At 33.4% G+C, this 17,327-nt stretch carries 16 protein-coding genes and 2 tRNA genes; 5 read left to right on the top strand and 13 right to left on the bottom strand.

The window, feature by feature from the left end; genetic code table 11:
• Nucleotides 1-30: 30 nt before the first annotated feature.
• The 4 genes from ACFEL1_RS03405 to ACFEL1_RS03390 all read left to right on the top strand — a co-directional run bounded on the left by ACFEL1_RS03405 (nt 31) and on the right by ACFEL1_RS03390 (nt 2,693).
• Nucleotides 31-105 (top strand) — tRNA-Glu (locus ACFEL1_RS03405).
• Between the two features lie 329 nt (nt 106-434).
• The gene (locus ACFEL1_RS03400; RefSeq protein WP_375331532.1) at nt 435-1,712 is read left to right on the top strand and encodes an APC family permease; all 1,278 of its coding nucleotides are present in this window, start codon (nt 435-437) and stop codon (nt 1,710-1,712) included.
• A complete protein-coding gene (locus ACFEL1_RS03395) occupies nt 1,713-2,558 on the top strand; it encodes a M23 family metallopeptidase (RefSeq protein WP_375331447.1) in 846 nt (281 codons plus the stop codon). It begins immediately after the preceding gene.
• Between the two features lie 58 nt (nt 2,559-2,616).
• Nucleotides 2,617-2,693: transfer RNA gene (locus tag ACFEL1_RS03390), tRNA-Arg, on the top strand.
• A 1,088-nt stretch (nt 2,694-3,781) separates the two neighbouring features.
• Here the strand turns inward: ACFEL1_RS03390 and ACFEL1_RS03380 are convergent.
• The 13 genes from ACFEL1_RS03380 to ACFEL1_RS03320 all read right to left on the bottom strand — a co-directional run bounded on the left by ACFEL1_RS03380 (nt 3,782) and on the right by ACFEL1_RS03320 (nt 16,902).
• A complete protein-coding gene (locus ACFEL1_RS03380) occupies nt 3,782-5,245 on the bottom strand; it encodes a hypothetical protein (protein WP_375331446.1) in 1,464 nt (487 codons plus the stop codon).
• A 21-nt stretch (nt 5,246-5,266) separates the two neighbouring features.
• Nucleotides 5,267-6,820: a protein translocase subunit SecD gene (secD, locus tag ACFEL1_RS03375; RefSeq protein ID WP_341748331.1), complete on the bottom strand. Its 1,554-nt coding sequence runs from the start codon at nt 6,818-6,820 to the stop codon at nt 5,267-5,269.
• A 3-nt stretch (nt 6,821-6,823) separates the two neighbouring features.
• Nucleotides 6,824-7,228: a preprotein translocase subunit YajC gene (gene yajC / locus ACFEL1_RS03370; protein WP_375331445.1), complete on the bottom strand. Its 405-nt coding sequence runs from the start codon at nt 7,226-7,228 to the stop codon at nt 6,824-6,826.
• 137 nt (nt 7,229-7,365) lie between these two features.
• Entirely contained in the window at nt 7,366-8,808 is a 1,443-nt protein-coding gene (locus tag ACFEL1_RS03365; RefSeq protein WP_341761489.1) for a Ppx/GppA family phosphatase, read from the bottom strand.
• 30 nt (nt 8,809-8,838) lie between these two features.
• Nucleotides 8,839-10,608, bottom strand: coding sequence for a type IV secretory system conjugative DNA transfer family protein (locus ACFEL1_RS03360; RefSeq protein WP_375331444.1), 1,770 nt, complete (start codon nt 10,606-10,608; stop codon nt 8,839-8,841).
• Nucleotides 10,609-10,610: 2 nt separating this feature from the next.
• The gene (gene virB11 / locus ACFEL1_RS03355) at nt 10,611-11,603 is read right to left on the bottom strand and encodes a P-type DNA transfer ATPase VirB11 (RefSeq protein WP_375331443.1); all 993 of its coding nucleotides are present in this window, start codon (nt 11,601-11,603) and stop codon (nt 10,611-10,613) included.
• Nucleotides 11,600-13,069 carry a TrbI/VirB10 family protein gene (locus ACFEL1_RS03350; RefSeq protein ID WP_375331442.1) on the bottom strand — a complete coding sequence of 490 codons (1,470 nt, stop codon included), beginning with the start codon at nt 13,067-13,069 and terminating at the stop codon, nt 11,600-11,602. The genes virB11 and ACFEL1_RS03350 overlap by 4 nt, the downstream gene beginning before the upstream one ends.
• A 69-nt stretch (nt 13,070-13,138) precedes the next feature.
• The gene (locus ACFEL1_RS03345) at nt 13,139-13,591 is read right to left on the bottom strand and encodes a TrbG/VirB9 family P-type conjugative transfer protein (RefSeq protein WP_341751373.1); all 453 of its coding nucleotides are present in this window, start codon (nt 13,589-13,591) and stop codon (nt 13,139-13,141) included.
• Nucleotides 13,578-14,297 carry a virB8 family protein gene (locus ACFEL1_RS03340; RefSeq protein ID WP_341763040.1) on the bottom strand — a complete coding sequence of 240 codons (720 nt, stop codon included), beginning with the start codon at nt 14,295-14,297 and terminating at the stop codon, nt 13,578-13,580. Before ACFEL1_RS03340 ends, ACFEL1_RS03345 begins: the two co-directional genes overlap by 14 nt.
• A gap of 639 nt (nt 14,298-14,936) precedes the next feature.
• Nucleotides 14,937-15,392: an outer membrane lipid asymmetry maintenance protein MlaD gene (gene mlaD / locus ACFEL1_RS03335; protein WP_375331441.1), complete on the bottom strand. Its 456-nt coding sequence runs from the start codon at nt 15,390-15,392 to the stop codon at nt 14,937-14,939.
• Nucleotides 15,392-15,733 (bottom strand): complex I NDUFA12 subunit family protein, encoded by a 342-nt coding sequence (locus ACFEL1_RS03330; protein WP_342278267.1) that lies wholly within the window; start codon nt 15,731-15,733, stop codon nt 15,392-15,394. Before ACFEL1_RS03330 ends, mlaD begins: the two co-directional genes overlap by 1 nt.
• Complete coding sequence (locus tag ACFEL1_RS03325; protein WP_342278266.1) at nt 15,721-16,329, bottom strand: ribonuclease HI; 609 nt, start codon at nt 16,327-16,329, stop codon at nt 15,721-15,723. Before ACFEL1_RS03325 ends, ACFEL1_RS03330 begins: the two co-directional genes overlap by 13 nt.
• A 66-nt stretch (nt 16,330-16,395) precedes the next feature.
• Nucleotides 16,396-16,902, bottom strand: coding sequence for a DNA-3-methyladenine glycosylase (locus tag ACFEL1_RS03320; protein WP_342278265.1), 507 nt, complete (start codon nt 16,900-16,902; stop codon nt 16,396-16,398).
• Nucleotides 16,903-17,055: 153 nt separating this feature from the next.
• Here ACFEL1_RS03320 and ACFEL1_RS03315 point away from each other — a divergent pair, with 153 nt between their 5' ends.
• Nucleotides 17,056-17,259 carry a hypothetical protein gene (locus ACFEL1_RS03315; protein ID WP_341748342.1) on the top strand — a complete coding sequence of 68 codons (204 nt, stop codon included), beginning with the start codon at nt 17,056-17,058 and terminating at the stop codon, nt 17,257-17,259.
• Nucleotides 17,260-17,327 lie beyond the last annotated feature (68 nt).

The raw sequence follows: 17,327 nt of genomic DNA, 5'->3' as shown, positions 1-17,327 counted from the left end.
TTCTCTAGTTAGCTATGCCAAAAAGTTTATGGCCCCTTCGTCTAGTGGTTAGGACGTTACCCTTTCACGGTGAAAACACGGGTTCGAGTCCCGTAGGGGTCACCAGTATCTTGATGTGGTAAAAATGATGTCATCCTTGCGTAGACTTTGCCAACGTGGATCACTAGTATGTCATTTTTAGCAATGGCGGAAATCTATAATATCTAATAGCCTTTGCAGGCTATTTTTTGGATTCCTGCTTTTAGCTAGGAATGACCTACTCATGATCTACGCTGGCAAAGCTATATGCGATCGTAAGAAACAACAATATAATTGTCGAATATAATATATTGCTTGCAAAAACTTGAAAATTGATAGATCAGTTTTCAAGTTTTTATTTTTTTATGTAAAGTTTATGATTATTACATCTTAAGGATTATATGTCACAAGATTACATGTCACAAAAGCTTGGTTTTTGGTCAGTTTTGGGTTTAGTTATTGGTAGCCAACTTGGCACTGCTATTTTGATATTGCCGGCAGGTTTAGCCCCATTTGGTATTTTTAGTTTAGTTGGATGGATAGTATCTTCCTGTGGTGCCATAATAATAGCACTTTTATTTGGTATACTTTGTGCACGATTTCCACAAACAGGTGGACCTCATGTTTATTTAAAGCAGGCATTTGGCAATGATGTAGCATTCTTTACTGGCTGGACTTATTGGATTATTTCATGGGTTAGTACAGCTGTAGTAGTTATTTCAGCTGTTACATATTTAACACCTTTAATTGGTGTGCGTAATAGTTTTATATGCTTAATTCTGCAAATATTATTGTTATTTGCTGTTATGTTACTAAACTTTAAAGGTATAGGAGTAGCGGGGCGTGCTGAATTTATACTAGCAATGTTAAAATTTATTCCATTAATAATAATACCAGTTGTAGCATTATATCAGTTTGATAGTAATAATTTTGTTATGGATAAGAGAATAACTAATTTAACTTTTTCTCAAATTCTTGGTGAAGTAACGTTACTGACATTTTGGGGATTTATTGGTGTAGAGTCAGCAACTGCTCAGGCTGGTTCAGTAATTAACCCATCAAAAACAATACCAAGAGCAATAGTAATGGGTACACTTTGTGTGGCTATTTTATACCTTATTAATAGTATTGGAATAATTGGTTTAATTCCACGAGAAGATTTGATATATTCTAACGCCCCTTATGTAGATGCTACTCAAATAATTTTTAGCGGTCAGTGGCATCTACTTATTTCTTTGCTTGCTTCAATTATTTGCATTGGAACGTTAAATGCTTGGGTATTAATCAGCGGACAAATTGCTTTAGGATTAGCACAAGACGGTTTAATGCCATCTTTTTTTGCTAAGAAAAATAAAAATGGAGCGCCAATTTGGAGTTTGTTTGTAAGTTGTATTGGAATATTATTATTATTGATTAGTACAACAAATGAAGATTTGTCAGAACAAGTTACCGCAATAATTAGTTTTTCAGTTATCTCTTTTTTATTTGTATATCTAGCCTGTAGTGTAGCTTTTTTAAAATTACTGCTAGCAAAGTTAGAAGAATCTTCACTATATAAATGGTTAATTGCCTTCGGATCAATTGCTTTTTGCCTGTGGATTATTTGTGAGACACCATTAAAGGTCATAATACCAGCTATCTCATTTATATTAAGCGGAATACCGGTTTATTTTCTTTGGTATAAAAGGCAATAAATGCTTAAATTGTGTATATTGTTGTTAACTATACTATTATTACAAGGATGTAGCTCCTCATCTACCAACAAGACGCTTTTAACTGTTACCGCTCAACAATTACAAAAAGATCATAAACTAAATCACGGCACTTTAATTATACAATATAATTTAGCAGCACTAAGTAAAAATAACTGCATCTATGCAAAAGATTTTGGTCTTATTATTAATGATAGCCAATATAATAAGGTTTTTTTACAAAAATTTAAAGCCAGCTGTACTGAGAATATTAATAACCAAGCAATGATCAGGTCAACCAAGATTAAGGACTTGCTACTAAAATTAAATTGTAAGTATAAGTTCTTATCCCAAGAAGAATTACGACTTGTTCAAAAAGCTAGTAATAAAAATAGTTCCCATAATATTAATGAGCTAGCACAATTAAATAAGCTAACTACTACTATTCCTATAATGTTACCACAATATAATAACGTAAAGATTACCAGTCATTACGGTGTACGCAAACACCCTAGGAAAAAACAAAAAAAATTCCACTGTGGGACAGACTTAAAAAGCTATAGTAGCTCTCCTATTTATGCCTCTGCTGATGGAATAATTACTACCATAAGGCGAGAACGTGCTTATGGAAATTTAATAGAAATAAAACATTCAAATAAATTTATCACTAAATATGCTCACTTGAGAAAAATACATGTAAAAGAAGGAGATATGGTTATAAAAGGTCAAATGATTGGGCTTCAAGGGAATAGTGGCAATAGTACGGGGGAACATTTACATTTTGAAATTTGGCTTAATAATAAACATGTCAATCCTTTTGATTTTGTGTCACACGCTTGTAACTGTTGAAAATTTTGCTATAATAGACCTCATTGTCTAATGATTAATCTTCAAAAACAGTAAAAAAGAAGCCGTAGCTCAGCAGGATAGAGCGAGCGATTCCTAATCGCTAGGTCGGAGGTTCGAATCCCCCCGGTTTCGCCATTCTCCGATTTTAGTGCATTTTACGAATGCGTCAAATGGTGAACGTAGCATAAAGTCTAGCTTTCCGTCTTTTAATTCTAGGTTACCAAACACTAAATTTATTAATTTACGTTTTCTCTCAATAGTAGAACTTTTGAAGGCTACGAACGCTCTAGAAGCCAGTTCTACTAGGTTAATCAAGAGTTCTGAAAATTTATCATCAGCATTTGTATGGTTCTCTATTTCTCTAATAATATCTTTACGTTTTTGCATTAATTGCTGACGTTTTTCTTCATGATCTTCCTTGCTAATATCACCGTCTAAAAATAAATCAGTTAACCTATCCATACGAGTTTTCATCTTTGTATGTTCAGATTGTAACTTAGATATACGACTTTTATGATAATCTTGTTTGATACTGGCTGAGCTTTTTATACAAGATATTACTTCCTTGAGTAATTCAGGCTCTAAATGGAGTGTTGCTTATTGTCGTCAATAATGACATTATTGACGGAACTTTTCCAGTACTAATAGTTGACTTATCTTCTTCAAAAACCTTATCTTAATTAGCTTTTAGTGTGATTAGGTTAGGATTCTAGTCACATTAGAGTCAATAATTTTTTTTCAAAAGGAGTCAAAAGCATATTGCAATCTAAACTCTAAAATTATTCAGGCAATATCCTCCTAAAGATTAATTAAATTGATACATCTATACAAATGCACGATAAGAATGCTGGTTTATCACATTTCTTACTTCGGTTTGGGTTCTACAATTGTCCACTAGGGCATGCCTGTAATTGATTCTTTTTAGTAATTTTGTCGTCAAAATTTGCTTCCGTTCCTCACATATATTTGCGTACTGTTTGCAGTACTCAGCTACATTAGATATCTTTGGCAAACTCTACTTCTGCTGGTAATTTATTCGTGCTACCGGTACTTTGCTCCTCACGTACATCATAGTCCACTGCATGTCGAGGTTTTGTGGCTTCTTTAAATTCCTCAGCATAAGCTAGTTTGCCAAAGATATCTATTTTTTACTGAAAAATTATTCAATTCGTAGGCACTCCCAATTAATCAAATATCCAATTATGCCTTCAATTAGTCCTATATTATATTTCTTTAATTTTTGGTATTGGAGGTATTGATTTAGGATCAGGGCATTTACGAGTTTGGAACATTAATTGATCAATAGAATGCCCAAATTTATCAGTGCTTAGTAGATTTTTATTTATCCATTTTGCCGTTATCAACTTACCCAGTTCAGAATGAATAATTGGAATATCCGGTACGGCACTAGCACCTATTCCTGCAATTTTAATATGATAACCCTGTTTATCTAATCCATATTGTTGTAATACTTTATCAACTTCTCTTTGAGTAACAATTGTTTGGCGTTCAATATGAGGATTATTACTGACAAATAAAATAACAAAGTCTTTTTGTCTACCAAATTTTCTACTTAAAATTCTTTCAGCAAAATTAACTGCTGCATCATGAGCAGTAGTGGCTGTATCAGGTCTTTCGTTATTCTTGCCTACTTTAGTATTGATTATTTCAGTACGTTTAACTTGATCCTTATTAAGGAACTTGTTTACTAGGTCACTACTCATCAGGTCTTCTGTGAGTTTTCTCTCATTGCTGCTTGCATAATTAGGATAGAATCTTCTAGGAAAAAGACCTAATGGACATTCTTCTTGTGTTTTATATTGAATAAATGGCTGAGCTTTATTTAACTTAATAGCGTAATCTTTAGCAAGAGACTCGATATATCTTTCACCTTCCTCAATACAAGCTGAATCATTTCCAACTAATTGTACAGTATCCAATCTATTAATATCTGCCTTTCCTTGCCATGCTTCTAGCAATTCAGTGTATGTTTTGGGGTTAATGCCATCGAGATTAGCCCATAAGGGTCTTGCTCCTGTTAATACTAGTACTAATCCGTTAACTTTAATTTGTTCTGTTAATTTATTATAATAGATTATACGTGTCAATAACCTAATTCTAGCTGCCCCGGCAATCCAAGCTTCATCATATTCTTGATAGTGAGGTTTTATTTCATTAATAAGTCCCAATTGTCTAGCATCTACAATATATTGAGACTTATATTTAGTCATCCAATCTTTAGTGGTCAGTTCATTCCGTTCCTGACCAAGATTAAGATCAAACGCATCCTGAGCAACAAATAGTAACCAATCTTCAATATTTCGTACATTTATCTCATTAATAGATTTAAATAAATTTTTACGCAATGATTTAGCATTGAATTTACTAGGAGCGTTTTGATTAGCACCAGCTTTAGCCAAACTGCCCTGAATCAAACGAAATATTTTGTCTGCATTAGTCTTGTCAAAACATACTAGATCGTGCCATAATTTTTGTGGTTCAAAATATCCAGCTAGATAAAAAATCTTTAACAAAGCTTCTTGCTGGGTTGGTGAGGTAAAACCTAATTTGCTAGCAGCTAATTCGAATCCTGAAAGTTCTGATGAATGTTTATAATCCCCGTATGTTACGCTGGTAGTTAGGGCAACTGTTACAGATAGTAGCATTCTTTTTAAGGCTTGAAGCATAATATAATTTTCTTCGTTTAATTATAACCCTAGATTTTTGGGCTTTTGATACTTAATCCAAGTATCAATCAACAACTTAGTAATAATAATCGCAGAGAACATAGATGATATTATACCAATAGTTAGTGTTACTGCGAAACCTTTTATACCTCCAGCTCCAAATATAAAAAGTAAAAATGCTGCAATCAAAGTTGTAACATTTGAATCAAGGATTGTAGCAAAAGCTGATTCAAATCCCATCCTTATGGCATATAGATTAGATGCACCTTTTTTAAGTTCTTCCCTTATCCTTTCATAAATGAGTACATTGGCATCAACTGCCATACCAATCGTTAGGATTATACCAGCAATTCCTGGCAGAGTTAATGTAGCTTGAAAAAGTGACAATAACGCTAAAATATAAAGTAAAGCTAGGCTTAATGCTATATTGGCAAAAATGCCAAGAATTCCGTAAGACCAAATCATGAATATTACCACACTAACAAAACCAATCATACCTGCTTTCTTGCCTGCCTCTATTGAATCTGCTCCAAGATTTGGTCCTACGGTTCTTTCCTCTATTATTTTTAAAGGGGCTGGCAGCGAACCAGCTCTAAGTAATAACGCTAATTCATTTGCTGATTCAACAGTAAAATTACCTGAAATTATACCGCTTCCTCCAAGAATTGGTTCATTAATTACTGGTGCACTTAATAATTTGTTATCAAGCACGATAGCAAGCCTCTTGCCAGAATTATTCTTGGTTATTTCTGCAAATAATTTACTACCAAGATTATTAAAAGAAAAAGCAACAGCAGGTTGGGAATTTTGATTGAAAGAAGCTTGGGCGGTTGTTAGCTGGTCACCACTAACAATAGCTTTTTTCTTAACAACTACGTAATATTCTTGCTTATTTTCATTTTCCCCTTTCACTAAAATTGAACCAAAGGGTAAATGTCCATTTAATGCTTGTTGTATGTTGGCAGTTTCATCTACTAAATGAAAGGTTAGTTTTGCAGTTTTGCCAAGAATATTTTTGAGTTGTTGTGGATTTTCCTCACCTGGTACTTGCAGTAATATATGTTTATCACCTTGCCTTTGTATGTTAGGTTCTGTTGTGCCGGTGCTATCCACTCTCATTCTGATTATTTCAATTGATTGGGCAATAACTTGATACCTTAATTCAGCAAGCTTCGAATCACTATAGCTAAGCTTAATATTAGTATTATCATTTTCCACAGTAATTTCTCGGTCGACTTTACCTAATATCTTTTTGACCTGTTTATAATCTTCTAGGTTTCTCAATTCAAACTGCACCGCCTTGTTCTTAACAACAAGATTTTTATAACCTATTTTATCTTCCCGTAAATATTTTCGTAAATGGTCAGCTAAACTGTCCATTACATCATTTAAGTAACTATCAAAATCTACATCTAGCAATAGATGAGCACCACCTCTCAAATCAAGACCAAGATTCACCTTATGGTTTGGCAGTATTTTAGAATCTATAGTTGTAAAATTAGGTAAAGCACAAATAAAGGCTGCTATTGTACATAAAATAGAAAGGAATATTTTCCATTTAGGAATATTATACACAGCTTATTTCCCTTTATTTTTTTTACCTTTGGCAGTAACTTCTGTTTTGTGACGACTTGTAATATCAAGTATTGAAGATTTCAGAATTTTGATTCGTATATTTTCAGCTATTTCAAGATCTACCGTGTTGTCAGCATCGTTAATCTTACTTACCACTCCGAAGATTCCACTATTAGTTACCACCTCTTCTCCTTTCTTAACGCTACCAACTACAGCCTCTTTCTCACGACGACGTTTATCTTGTGGTCTAATTAGAAAAAAATAGAATACAACGAAGATTAATACCATCGGTACAAGGCTTGTTAATATTGATTGAGTAGATGATGGTTCAGCTACTGGAGCTACTTCTTCAGTTTCTGTTATTGATATTGTATCGTTGTTATCTGCGTAGGCATTTTCTATAAACATATATATCTCCTGACGTATTATGTAAAAGTAGTTGTATTAATTTATTGTATACTCTTCTGCTTTGAAGAATTGTTTTTTGACAATGAGGGACTCGCGTACTCTAAAAAAGCTTGTACACTTGCAATATAAGACTGTTATCATTTTATTTCAATAAATATTTTTCGGGCGAAACCTATAGCTTTCAGACGTTCGCACACTTTTTCAAACACCGCTTTTGGTAAAATATTTAGTGTAGAAATTTCAATATATCTATTATCTTTTAACTCAAGAGAAAAAGATGGTGACTGAAATCTTGGTCCATCAATTTCCCTAGCAATTTTTATAAAATTACCTATTATATGACTGTTACAATAATCGTATGAATTAATCATTCTTTTTGCTAATCTATTAATATATGTATCACTTCTTGTTGTATAGGTAAGTGCAAGAGCAATACTCAGCATCAACCTTTGACGATGACTAAAAGGAATATCTGAAGCTAAAATAAATTCAACAATAAAATTAGAGCGAAGAGTTTTATCGATATTTTTATTATATTGTGCAAGCATTATGACCAAAGTAATTATACTAATTGTTGTTGTATCTGGTTGAATTAAGATAGGCTTAATGACTTCTGTATAATTTTTGATATTATAAGTAGTTTCATCAAAATTTACTAATGTCTTGATTCTTTCATAAATAATATCTTTCTCCTGTTCTTCTTTAGGGAGACAAGCAAATCTAACACCTTCTTTTAAACCATAATTTGAAATTATTACCTTTTCAGGTAAAAAGACATTCAGCATAGATTTTGCCACCAAAATTGCGTTAGAATGAATTCTTGATTTATATTGTGTTCTCATACTATGAGCATGAGCCAATTTTTCGAGATATAGTTCAAATTCTCTACGATTTATTTCAAGGTTATGTAAGTTCTTAAGAGGATAATGAACAAACTCCATGTAAGAACGTCCAATTAGCCTTAAAGCTCCTCCTATTAAGTATAAGTTTGGACAATGATACCCTTGTTGACATTGTTGTATACCCGAATGATTTGAGTATACCTCTCCAAATTCTTTGTTGATCATTTGGCTAATTATATTAATATCGTCAAAATGATTATTAGTGATTAAGCTAGTGCCTAAAGGTAGAGACTTTAAGATTCCCACTTTTTTGTCTTTGATTTGGGCAAGTTCAAGGCTACCTCCACCTAGGTCTGCTGCTATGCCACAAGCATCATTGATACCAGAAATTAATCCAGCAGCTGTAAGATAGGCCTCGCGATTACCAGAAATAATTTCAATATTAATATTAAATTTTCTTTTAACTATTTCTCTAAATTCTTCAGCTCTTGGATGCCCTCTAAGTACAGCAGTAGCAACGCATTTAACATCTGTTACTGATAACCTATCAAAAATATGTACAAAATATTGTAGTGACAGATATACTTGATGCTTTACTTCTAGGTCATCTAGATTAAGTAAATTGATAATATCACTTTTAAATTTATCATTGAAAATTTCTGGAGCTCCAAGTCTATCACATTCATAAACTACAGCTCTTATGGCATTATAGCCAATATCAATAATGGCTGAACGCATAGAGTTTTATCTTATTTCTTACTTAAAAAATTAATCTTCTTTAGTAGTAGAATCTGTATTGTCTTGTTCCTCATCTACATTATTTTTATTAGGATCATAAGGTTTTTGAGTTGGAACAAATGTAGGCGGTAATAACCTATTTGTAAAGAACTTATCCTCATAATACTTAATTTTTAAAGATTTAATAGGTGGAAAAGATTCAATTAAAACGATTTGTTCATCTTTTGGTAATTGAATTACTTCTTGAGGTAAAAGCAGAGCCCTGGAAACTTGTGATACATTCTGCGTTCTTGTTGAAATATTAAGATCAAAAAATAGTGGTTTACTATAAGATCGTTGTTCAACTGTTTTATTACCCACTAGCTGTGATATCAGGTTAGCTGTTTCATAGTTATTAGCTGCAAAAGTAATACGATATGTAGCATTTGACAAGAACGAGTTCATTCCAGCATCCTCATAAGTTCCTTTGAGCTGTTGAGTATCTTGTATAATCAAGAATAGGCGAACTCTATATCCCCTGAAGAATGCGATACCAGCCTTAAATGTATCCATTTTGCCTAAAGTAGGGAATTCATCAAGCAGGAACATAACCCCATAAGGTTCTTCTTTTAAATCAGGCATTTTGCGGCTTAAAAATTCCGTAGCTTGTTGGTAAAAAACCTGCATCAATTTTTGTAAACGCTGTATATTATCAGGAGTTAAACCAACATAAACTGTTGTTTTAATCTTCTTAAACTCAAGTATATTAAAGTCAGATGATGCAGTAGCTGAGTCGATTAGCGGGTTTGCCCATAATTCTAAAGAAGAGTTCATTGTAGAGATAACACCTGAACGCTCTTTATCTGCTTTTTGTAGAAATGCAGCAATATTCATATAGGCCACAGGATGTATTACCTTGCCTAAAGTATCTAGAACTACTGCCAAGTTGTACACCACGTCATCACTACGCATTGTCCTGACCACTTCGCCAAAGGATTTAGTTTTTGTCGGATCAGCAATTAAGTATAGTACCACACCAAGAAATAAACTGCGTGCTTCATTATTCCAAAAATCTTTTTCAGGCATAATCAGATTTGAGATTTTTTGTACGTCATCCACCATTTGACCTGGTTTGGTACTTACCCAGTCTATAGGATTGTAACAATGAGTTATCCCATCAGGATTGGAAGGTTCCCAAACAAATACTCGTTGTCCTTGTTTCTGTCGCCAGCCACTTGTAAGACCATGATTTTCTAGCTTAATGTCATGTACTATAATAGAGTGTTCCCAAAATAATAAATTAGGAATTACAAATCCTACACCCTTACCTGAACCGGTTGGGGCAAAAAGCAAAGCGTGCTGAAATCCATCAGCAACAAAATATCCTCCGCTATTGGTGCCAAGCAACATACCATGCTTTGAACGTAGACCGGCTTTATCTACATCAGCTTCAGTAGCCCAACTAGCATCTCCATAAACTTTTTCCGGTTGAATAAAAAATTGTAAATTCTTTATTCTTTTAAAATTTTTCCAGTAAAATATGATAACTGTAATTGTCGGTATAGTAAGGGATAATATTAACTTAACTTTTAAGTAGTTATATGCTTGAAAAGTTAATTGCGACCATACACTAATTAGCCAATAAGTCCACTTATAAGCTATATCTATGGCTGTTAAGTCAACATTTATAGCTCTAATCTCGTTAGTAGTAAATGCAACTAGCACTCCACTAATCCATATCGTACAAAATACTACCAAAGGGTGTATTATAAAATGACCTAAGAGGTTACGGATAATGTTTACTATTTTCTCCAATCCCATCATTAGTCTTGCCTATTCTTACTATAGTATATTTCTGAGACATATCTCTTCCCACCACTACCACGTTTTAATTGTATCACAATATCGACGACCGCTAATATATATTTTTTCACTTCTTCTAGTGGCATGCCTAAACTAGCTTGCATAACCATTAGCTTAAGTTGTTCTATAGCCATTGCTGGTGCATCAGCATGTAAAGTAGATATAGAGCCAGGATGGCCTGTATTAATTGCTCGTAAGAAACTAAATGCCTCAGCTCCTCTAAGTTCACCTACAATAATTCTGTCAGGTCTTAGACGTAAACATGCTTCAATCAAATCCTGAGTAGTAACTTTTGCACGACCTTGCCCCCCTTTTGAAGCAAGGAGATGTAATTTATTAGGGTGATTTGCTAAGATTACCTCCCTAGCATCTTCAACAGTAATTAATCGCTCGCTATTCGGAATTTCTGCTAAAGCAGCGTTAGTAAAGGTTGTTTTACCAGTTGATGTACCACCACTAATAATAATATTTTTTTTAGAAATTACAGCATGTCGAATAAATTCTTTTATTTTATTTTCTTTTAAATAATTATTTAAGATTTTTGCATTCTCGTCAATTAATTCTCCAGTAGATGTTGAATCAAAAGCTCCCAGCTTGGCATATTGATCTAGTGTAAGGTTCATTGTACTACCTTTCCTGATAGCATATCCGACATGACCTGGTTCACAAGCAGGAGGAAATACTATTTGGATACGATAGCCATTTGGTAGGGATGCAGAGAGTAAAGGTTTCTCCTCAGAAATTGTCTGATCAGTTGACTGAGCTACAAGCCTACCAAGCGATATAAGATGTTCAAAATCAAGTTCAGGTACTGATTTACAAAACAAATCTCCTTTCTTCTCAACCCATACTTCTCCTGGTTTATTTACCATGATCTCATTGACACCATCTTCTGCGAACAGTTCTTTAAATGGTAATAGAAAAGTCTCTAATGCAGCAAAATTATCACTCATTTTATCAATCTTGATTTTCTCAGTACAGATTGAGGAAATTTATAATCTTTATTGACATAAATTTTAATTACCGTACCTTGATCTATGGTAATAGTTGGTCTAAATTCATGTTGCTGAATCATACCTTTCATAGTATCACTGATATCAGTAAAAGCTTTTTTTGAAGCTGTTTGTGCCTGGGTTGGAGTGCTAGCAGTTGCAGTGCTAGTTAGCAAACTAGCTGCTGCATTAGTTACTGCAGTCATTAATGCAACAATCCTTTGACCAGGCTGTGATCCAGTCGGATTTTGTGCAGTATTGCAAGCCTGCATCATGGAAATATAGGCTGCTGAGGTCTTGTCGGGAATGGCGTTCATGACACTAGAACATATCTGTGAAATTTTAACATCCTCAGTACTAGGACCATTATTAATACTTTGTGCTAAACTTTGTATATTAGCAGCAACAGCAGCATTAGCGGCAGCAGCTTGTGAATTAACTGGGGGAGCTACCACTTTGTCAAGGGCATTGGCAAGTCCAATATTAAATGCCGATAATAATACAGCATTGGTTAATCGTTCTTTATATTTATTATCTACTCTTCCTTGCTCACCTTTCCTTCCAAGATTATCAACAGCTATAGCATCTAAGGTAATGGTATAACCGTTTGATAGATCAATACGATTCCATATTATTGCAATTCGACCATACGCTTCATCAATACCAGTTGTATAAGCACCAAAAATCTTTGATCCTTTAGGAATTAAAATAATCTTTTCCCTTTCAGAAAATACATCTCTGCTAATTATTGCCCTTACTTCCCCACCTAAGTCAGTATTAATAGCAGTCTCTAGTACCGCTTCAATTATCTTACCACGACCAAGAACAAATGCCATATCTCCACGATCTTGAAAATTTGCTTCTTCGGCAATTTGACTTGGTGTTTTTTTCTCTGGAACTCCTGCAATTAATACTATAGAAGATTTTCTCTTTGCTTCACGGCGTTTCTTTTCCTCGTCACTTTCAGCTATTCCTCCAGGAAGGGGTGATGATACAACGGAAGGAAGAGAAGCTTTATCAGCACTTTTGTCAGCATTATTATTATCTACTGAAGTAGTAGGTAAAGGAAGCTTTGGCACATCAGCAGCTTTAGGGGGAGGGGGAGGAGGTGGTGGAGGCTCCACAGGTGTTTCGAGTTTAGGTGCTTCTGGTAATTTTGGAATCTCTGGTAGATTTTTAGAATTATCTTGTGTCGGTTTAGTAATATCAGTAGGTGCTGATGGAGCTACCACCTCAGCTGGTTTATTATCAGCAATAAAAAGTTTAAAAAAAATAAATATAAAGACAGCAGAAATGACAAGTAGAATCAGAATGCTTTGCTTAGGATTAGTGGCAACTTTTGATAGCTCATTTTGAACTTCTGGTATGTCTTGTTCCTCTGCACTCTGTGTACTGATTTGAGAAGAGGTATTATTTTGCTTTGCCATAGTAAATTAATATCATTATTACGCGAATTTGGAATAAGAATTAATTAATTCTTATCCCGAATTGAGGTATTATTGTGAAGTACTAAACCTTTTTTTAGGATAATAAAACCTAACTACATATACCAAGTCTTTTTCACGACCTTCTTCCAATTCTTTGGATACAACATCGAATTGGTAAGTCCTTTTATTAGTTATGATAGTCATATTTGTTCTAATGTTTTTTTCCAATGGCTTAATGAATAATCTATTTGCCAACGGGGTCATTTTCCAAGCATAGGATTCTCCTAGAACAATATTTTGTATCTCCTCATTTTTGGCAAATTCTATACTTGACTGAAAACCAAAATGCAGAACTAATAAATAAACTTCATTAGGATTATGTATATAAGTTTTAATTCTGTTATCAGTAGTTATGGCTAGATCATCTACATCATTATCTATATGCATATTACCTGCACAAGCGTTGGCAATAACCGAATGTAATAATATTGCCGCTACGAAAAGAAGTCTAGCTATTATCATCATCTACCCTATAATCATTAACTTGAAAACCTACTGGGTTAATATCTCGATCTGCATCTGTTAATTCCATTGGAATATATGCGTAACTTACCACAGCTATTTTATTGAAAACCGTTTTATTGCCTGTTGTTTCATTAATAGAGAACCTAACCATATATTTATTTTTTTCTACTCCTGACCAAGATTTAATTACCAAAAAAGTTGTGTTGTTTTGACCATATATTAAAACTGGATTTACATCTTTATTTTGTATATATCCTAGATAGTTATAATATACTGGACTTGAAGATAATAATCTAACGCTTTTCCTTGCTTCAGTATCAAAATCAACAGGATTATATGTTTCTCTAGCTATGAGGTATTTTTTAATAAAATACCTTGAAAGTGCCTCGTCACCGTTTAGTATCTCCGAAGATATTGGATTTACAATCGTTGCCATCCCCGTACTATCATCAATTTGGATAACAAAAGGGCTAAACTCTCTTGAATTTACCACTATAGTTACCGCTGCTATAGATGCCATTATAAGTATTATTAGTAATATAGATAATACCAACAAGATATTACGTTGTACAATTAACCTATCAGATCTTTCCTCATACCAATTCCTAGTAGCTTTAACAAAGTTGTTAGACTGAACGCTTTGATCCTCTACTGCATCAGAAGGTGATTTTAGTATATTTAATATATTAGCTAACTTAAACATTGTACATCCCCACTACTTGTAAAACCTAAGACAAGTTAGTGAATAAATTAATTCAAACATTATAATCATAACTTATTTCATAACAAAAACATTGACAATATAATTCATCAATTCTCAATATTTTTGCAGTATACACTAATTTCGAGCTACACTAATAGGTTATTTGTCATAATTCAAAAATATTACTTAAAAATGCATTCTTAAAGCGGTTTTGCGAATGCATTTTAAAGCTTTCTAAAACTAAAAGCATGATTTTAATCTTTTAAAATCATGTATTAAAATCATGTTTTTAGCAAAATGGATTGCCATGCTCACATACGTTCGCTCGCTAATAGACATATACGTCTATAAAACGTCTATTAGCGAGGAGACCGTAGGTTCACAACTGTTGAAAGTTAGTAAATACAGCTTCCCTATACGTCTATTAGCGAGGAGGCTGTAAGGCCGACGAAGCAATCCAGTAACATCATTTATCTATAGATTGTTTCCTAGATTGCTTCGCTTACGCTCGCTAATAGACGCTGTGGTATAGGTATTTGTAAACTTTCAACAGTTGTGACCGTAGGTCGACGAAGCAATCTATAATTTCACCGAATTAGGGATAAGAATTGACAAATTCTTATCCCTAATTCGCGTAGATTACTTACGGCCACTACCAAAGGAATAAATTAATTTACCTATTAAGGATTCAATATTAACTGCTGACTGGGTGTATTTTATCTGATCACCTCCAGCCAAATTTTCTTCAGATGAACCGGGAGTTACGGATATGTATCTACTACCAAGTATTCCACTTGTGACTATTGCTATACTAGTGTCTTTAGGTAACTTTATATCATTATTGATGCTAAGGGTTAATAAAGCAAAAAAGCTAGTTTTATCTAGAGTTATGTTAGTTACTGATCCGATTTTTATACCAGCTAACATCACGCTACTGCCTTGAACTATCCCTTCCGCATTCTGAAAATTTGCCTTAACTATATACCCAAATTCAACTTTTGATGAGTTACCAATTTTATAAGCAAAAACAAAAAAGGCTAAAGCAACTAGTATTACTATAAAGCCAACTAAAGTTTCTATAACATTCTGTTTCATTATTTTGATTTATCTAAAGGTTTCCAGCTACTATATTTAGCTTCAGTTGTACTATTTCTTATTAGGTTATGAGATAAGCTAGTGCCAGTGATATTAGGGAGATAATTTTGTTGCCAGTCAAATTTATTATTGTTATTTGGTACTTCATTAGTCATATAATGCAACCAAGCATGCCACATAGGAGGAACTTTCGATGCTTCCACTTTACCTTTATAAACCACTTGTCTTCTAGCTTGACCTAAATAATTCTGCTTTTTACTTTGATAATATTTGTTACCAAATTGATCTTTTCCAATTTCCTTAGAGAAAATAGATATAAAAAAATTATCTATGAATGACATTTAAGTATTTTTATAGCAGTTTCTTTTCCTTGCACAGCTAGCCTATCAGCCATTTCATTACCTTCATTATTATTGTGACCTTTAACCCAATTCCAAATAATATAGTGTTTACTTAACTCTTCGTACAATTTTTTCCATAAATCAACATTCTTGACGGGATCATTGTTGTTTTTATGCCAGTTATTTTTTATCCATGTGTTAATCCACTGTGTTATTCCAAGCTGTAAATACTTACTATCTGTGTAAAGTTCTACATAGCATGATTTTTTAAGAACTTTTAATGCTTCAATTACTGCTGTCATTTCCATGCGATTATTAGTGGTATATAGTTCATGACCAAATATACTCTTCTGCTTTAAAGAAAAGCTATCATGAAACTTCGTAGAGTTCTCACATATATCTAACTCGTTTAACTTTTTTTTGTTATACCAATTTTTTAAAGCATTTGGGTCTAGCTCTACACTATCTCCATGAAACTGTAATAATGCCCCCCAGCCACTTGGTCCAGGATTACCTGAACAAGCTCCATCAGTGTATATGGTAACCTTAGGCAAAGTAGCTTGACTCTTTGAAATATTTGGGTCTTGTAGATTCATTATAATTTAACCTGAGTTCGATGTAAAACATTGTCCACCCCTACGTCTTCGATGGCACACACCAAATTATACCTCTAAATAACGCCAAAGTCTGTCTGTACCTTTGCTAATACCAATTCTAGGAGTACTAATAAATTTAGGAGTACTACCTACATCAATAATACAAAAAGACTTATTACTAGTTACATCTTGACCATTTTGGGTTTTATTAATTCCAAGAGTACGACATAATTTACCAGGTCCATCAAGTAAAACTTGTAAAGGACTATATTGATACACCCCCCTAATTAATACAGCAGCTGGAAATCCCTGTTTTTCTGTTACTATATTTAAACAATAATACATACCATAAATCAAATATACATATGCATAACCTGCAGAACCATACATAATCTTTGTACGGGGCGTTATACCCTTTGCTGCATGACAAGCAGGATCATCTTCTCCAACATAAGCTTCTGTTTCAATAATTCGTGCTTCTATATTACCAAAGCACAAAACCTTTCCAAGTAACTCTTGTGAGACAATAAGCGTATCTCTTTCATAAAATGTTTTTGGAAGTATTTTAAACATCTTAGTGGTTTAATAAAATATGATATAATTGTATTGATACACTATAATTCACTATTACATCATTTCACAGCTTTTTCTTGACAAATATTAAAGGTAAGATATTTTGTACTTAGGTTTGTATATTATAGAAAAATATTTGAGATTATTACATATATGTCAAAAGCTAAAACAGCGTCTAAAAATAACCCAACCTCTAGAGAACAGGCAAAGGAGTATTTTCATAATGGACAAAAAATTAGACCTGTAAAACTTATATCCGGTAAATCTTCTTTTTTGGCAGCAGAATATGATGTATCAGGAGATTTGGTACTTGGATCTGATGGCAAGGCATTACCTTGGGACAGAACAAAAATTTAGCCTAAATATTAAGTTTTCAAACAAGTTTGTTGACCTTACATGTAAAAAGGTATATAAGCTACCTATCA

It is taken from the genome of Candidatus Tisiphia endosymbiont of Oplodontha viridula, from assembly GCF_964264865.1.
Lineage (GTDB): Bacteria > Pseudomonadota > Alphaproteobacteria > Rickettsiales > Rickettsiaceae > Tisiphia.
Note: the sequence above shows the minus strand (reverse complement) of the source record. Positions and strands in the feature narration are given on the sequence as shown.

Excerpts from the sequence above, each read along its gene's own strand:
- virB11 (WP_375331443.1), bottom strand. The coding sequence starts at position 11,603 with ATGAGTGATAATTTTGCTGCATTAGAGACTTTTCTATTACCATTTAAA.
- ACFEL1_RS03360 (WP_375331444.1), bottom strand. The coding sequence starts at position 10,608 with ATGGGATTGGAGAAAATAGTAAACATTATCCGTAACCTCTTAGGTCAT.
- ACFEL1_RS03325 (WP_342278266.1), bottom strand. The coding sequence starts at position 16,329 with ATGAATCTACAAGACCCAAATATTTCAAAGAGTCAAGCTACTTTGCCT.
- ACFEL1_RS03330 (WP_342278267.1), bottom strand. The coding sequence starts at position 15,733 with ATGTCATTCATAGATAATTTTTTTATATCTATTTTCTCTAAGGAAATT.
- ACFEL1_RS03345 (WP_341751373.1), bottom strand. The coding sequence starts at position 13,591 with ATGATAATAGCTAGACTTCTTTTCGTAGCGGCAATATTATTACATTCG.
- ACFEL1_RS03340 (WP_341763040.1), bottom strand. The coding sequence starts at position 14,297 with ATGTTTAAGTTAGCTAATATATTAAATATACTAAAATCACCTTCTGAT.
- ACFEL1_RS03380 (WP_375331446.1), bottom strand. The coding sequence starts at position 5,245 with ATGCTTCAAGCCTTAAAAAGAATGCTACTATCTGTAACAGTTGCCCTA.
- ACFEL1_RS03395 (WP_375331447.1), top strand. The coding sequence starts at position 1,713 with ATGCTTAAATTGTGTATATTGTTGTTAACTATACTATTATTACAAGGA.
- ACFEL1_RS03365 (WP_341761489.1), bottom strand. The coding sequence starts at position 8,808 with ATGCGTTCAGCCATTATTGATATTGGCTATAATGCCATAAGAGCTGTA.
- ACFEL1_RS03400 (WP_375331532.1), top strand. The coding sequence starts at position 435 with ATGTCACAAAAGCTTGGTTTTTGGTCAGTTTTGGGTTTAGTTATTGGT.
- ACFEL1_RS03315 (WP_341748342.1), top strand. The coding sequence starts at position 17,056 with ATGTCAAAAGCTAAAACAGCGTCTAAAAATAACCCAACCTCTAGAGAA.
- ACFEL1_RS03320 (WP_342278265.1), bottom strand. The coding sequence starts at position 16,902 with ATGTTTAAAATACTTCCAAAAACATTTTATGAAAGAGATACGCTTATT.
- yajC (WP_375331445.1), bottom strand. The coding sequence starts at position 7,228 with ATGTTTATAGAAAATGCCTACGCAGATAACAACGATACAATATCAATA.
- ACFEL1_RS03350 (WP_375331442.1), bottom strand. The coding sequence starts at position 13,069 with ATGGCAAAGCAAAATAATACCTCTTCTCAAATCAGTACACAGAGTGCA.
- mlaD (WP_375331441.1), bottom strand. The coding sequence starts at position 15,392 with ATGAAACAGAATGTTATAGAAACTTTAGTTGGCTTTATAGTAATACTA.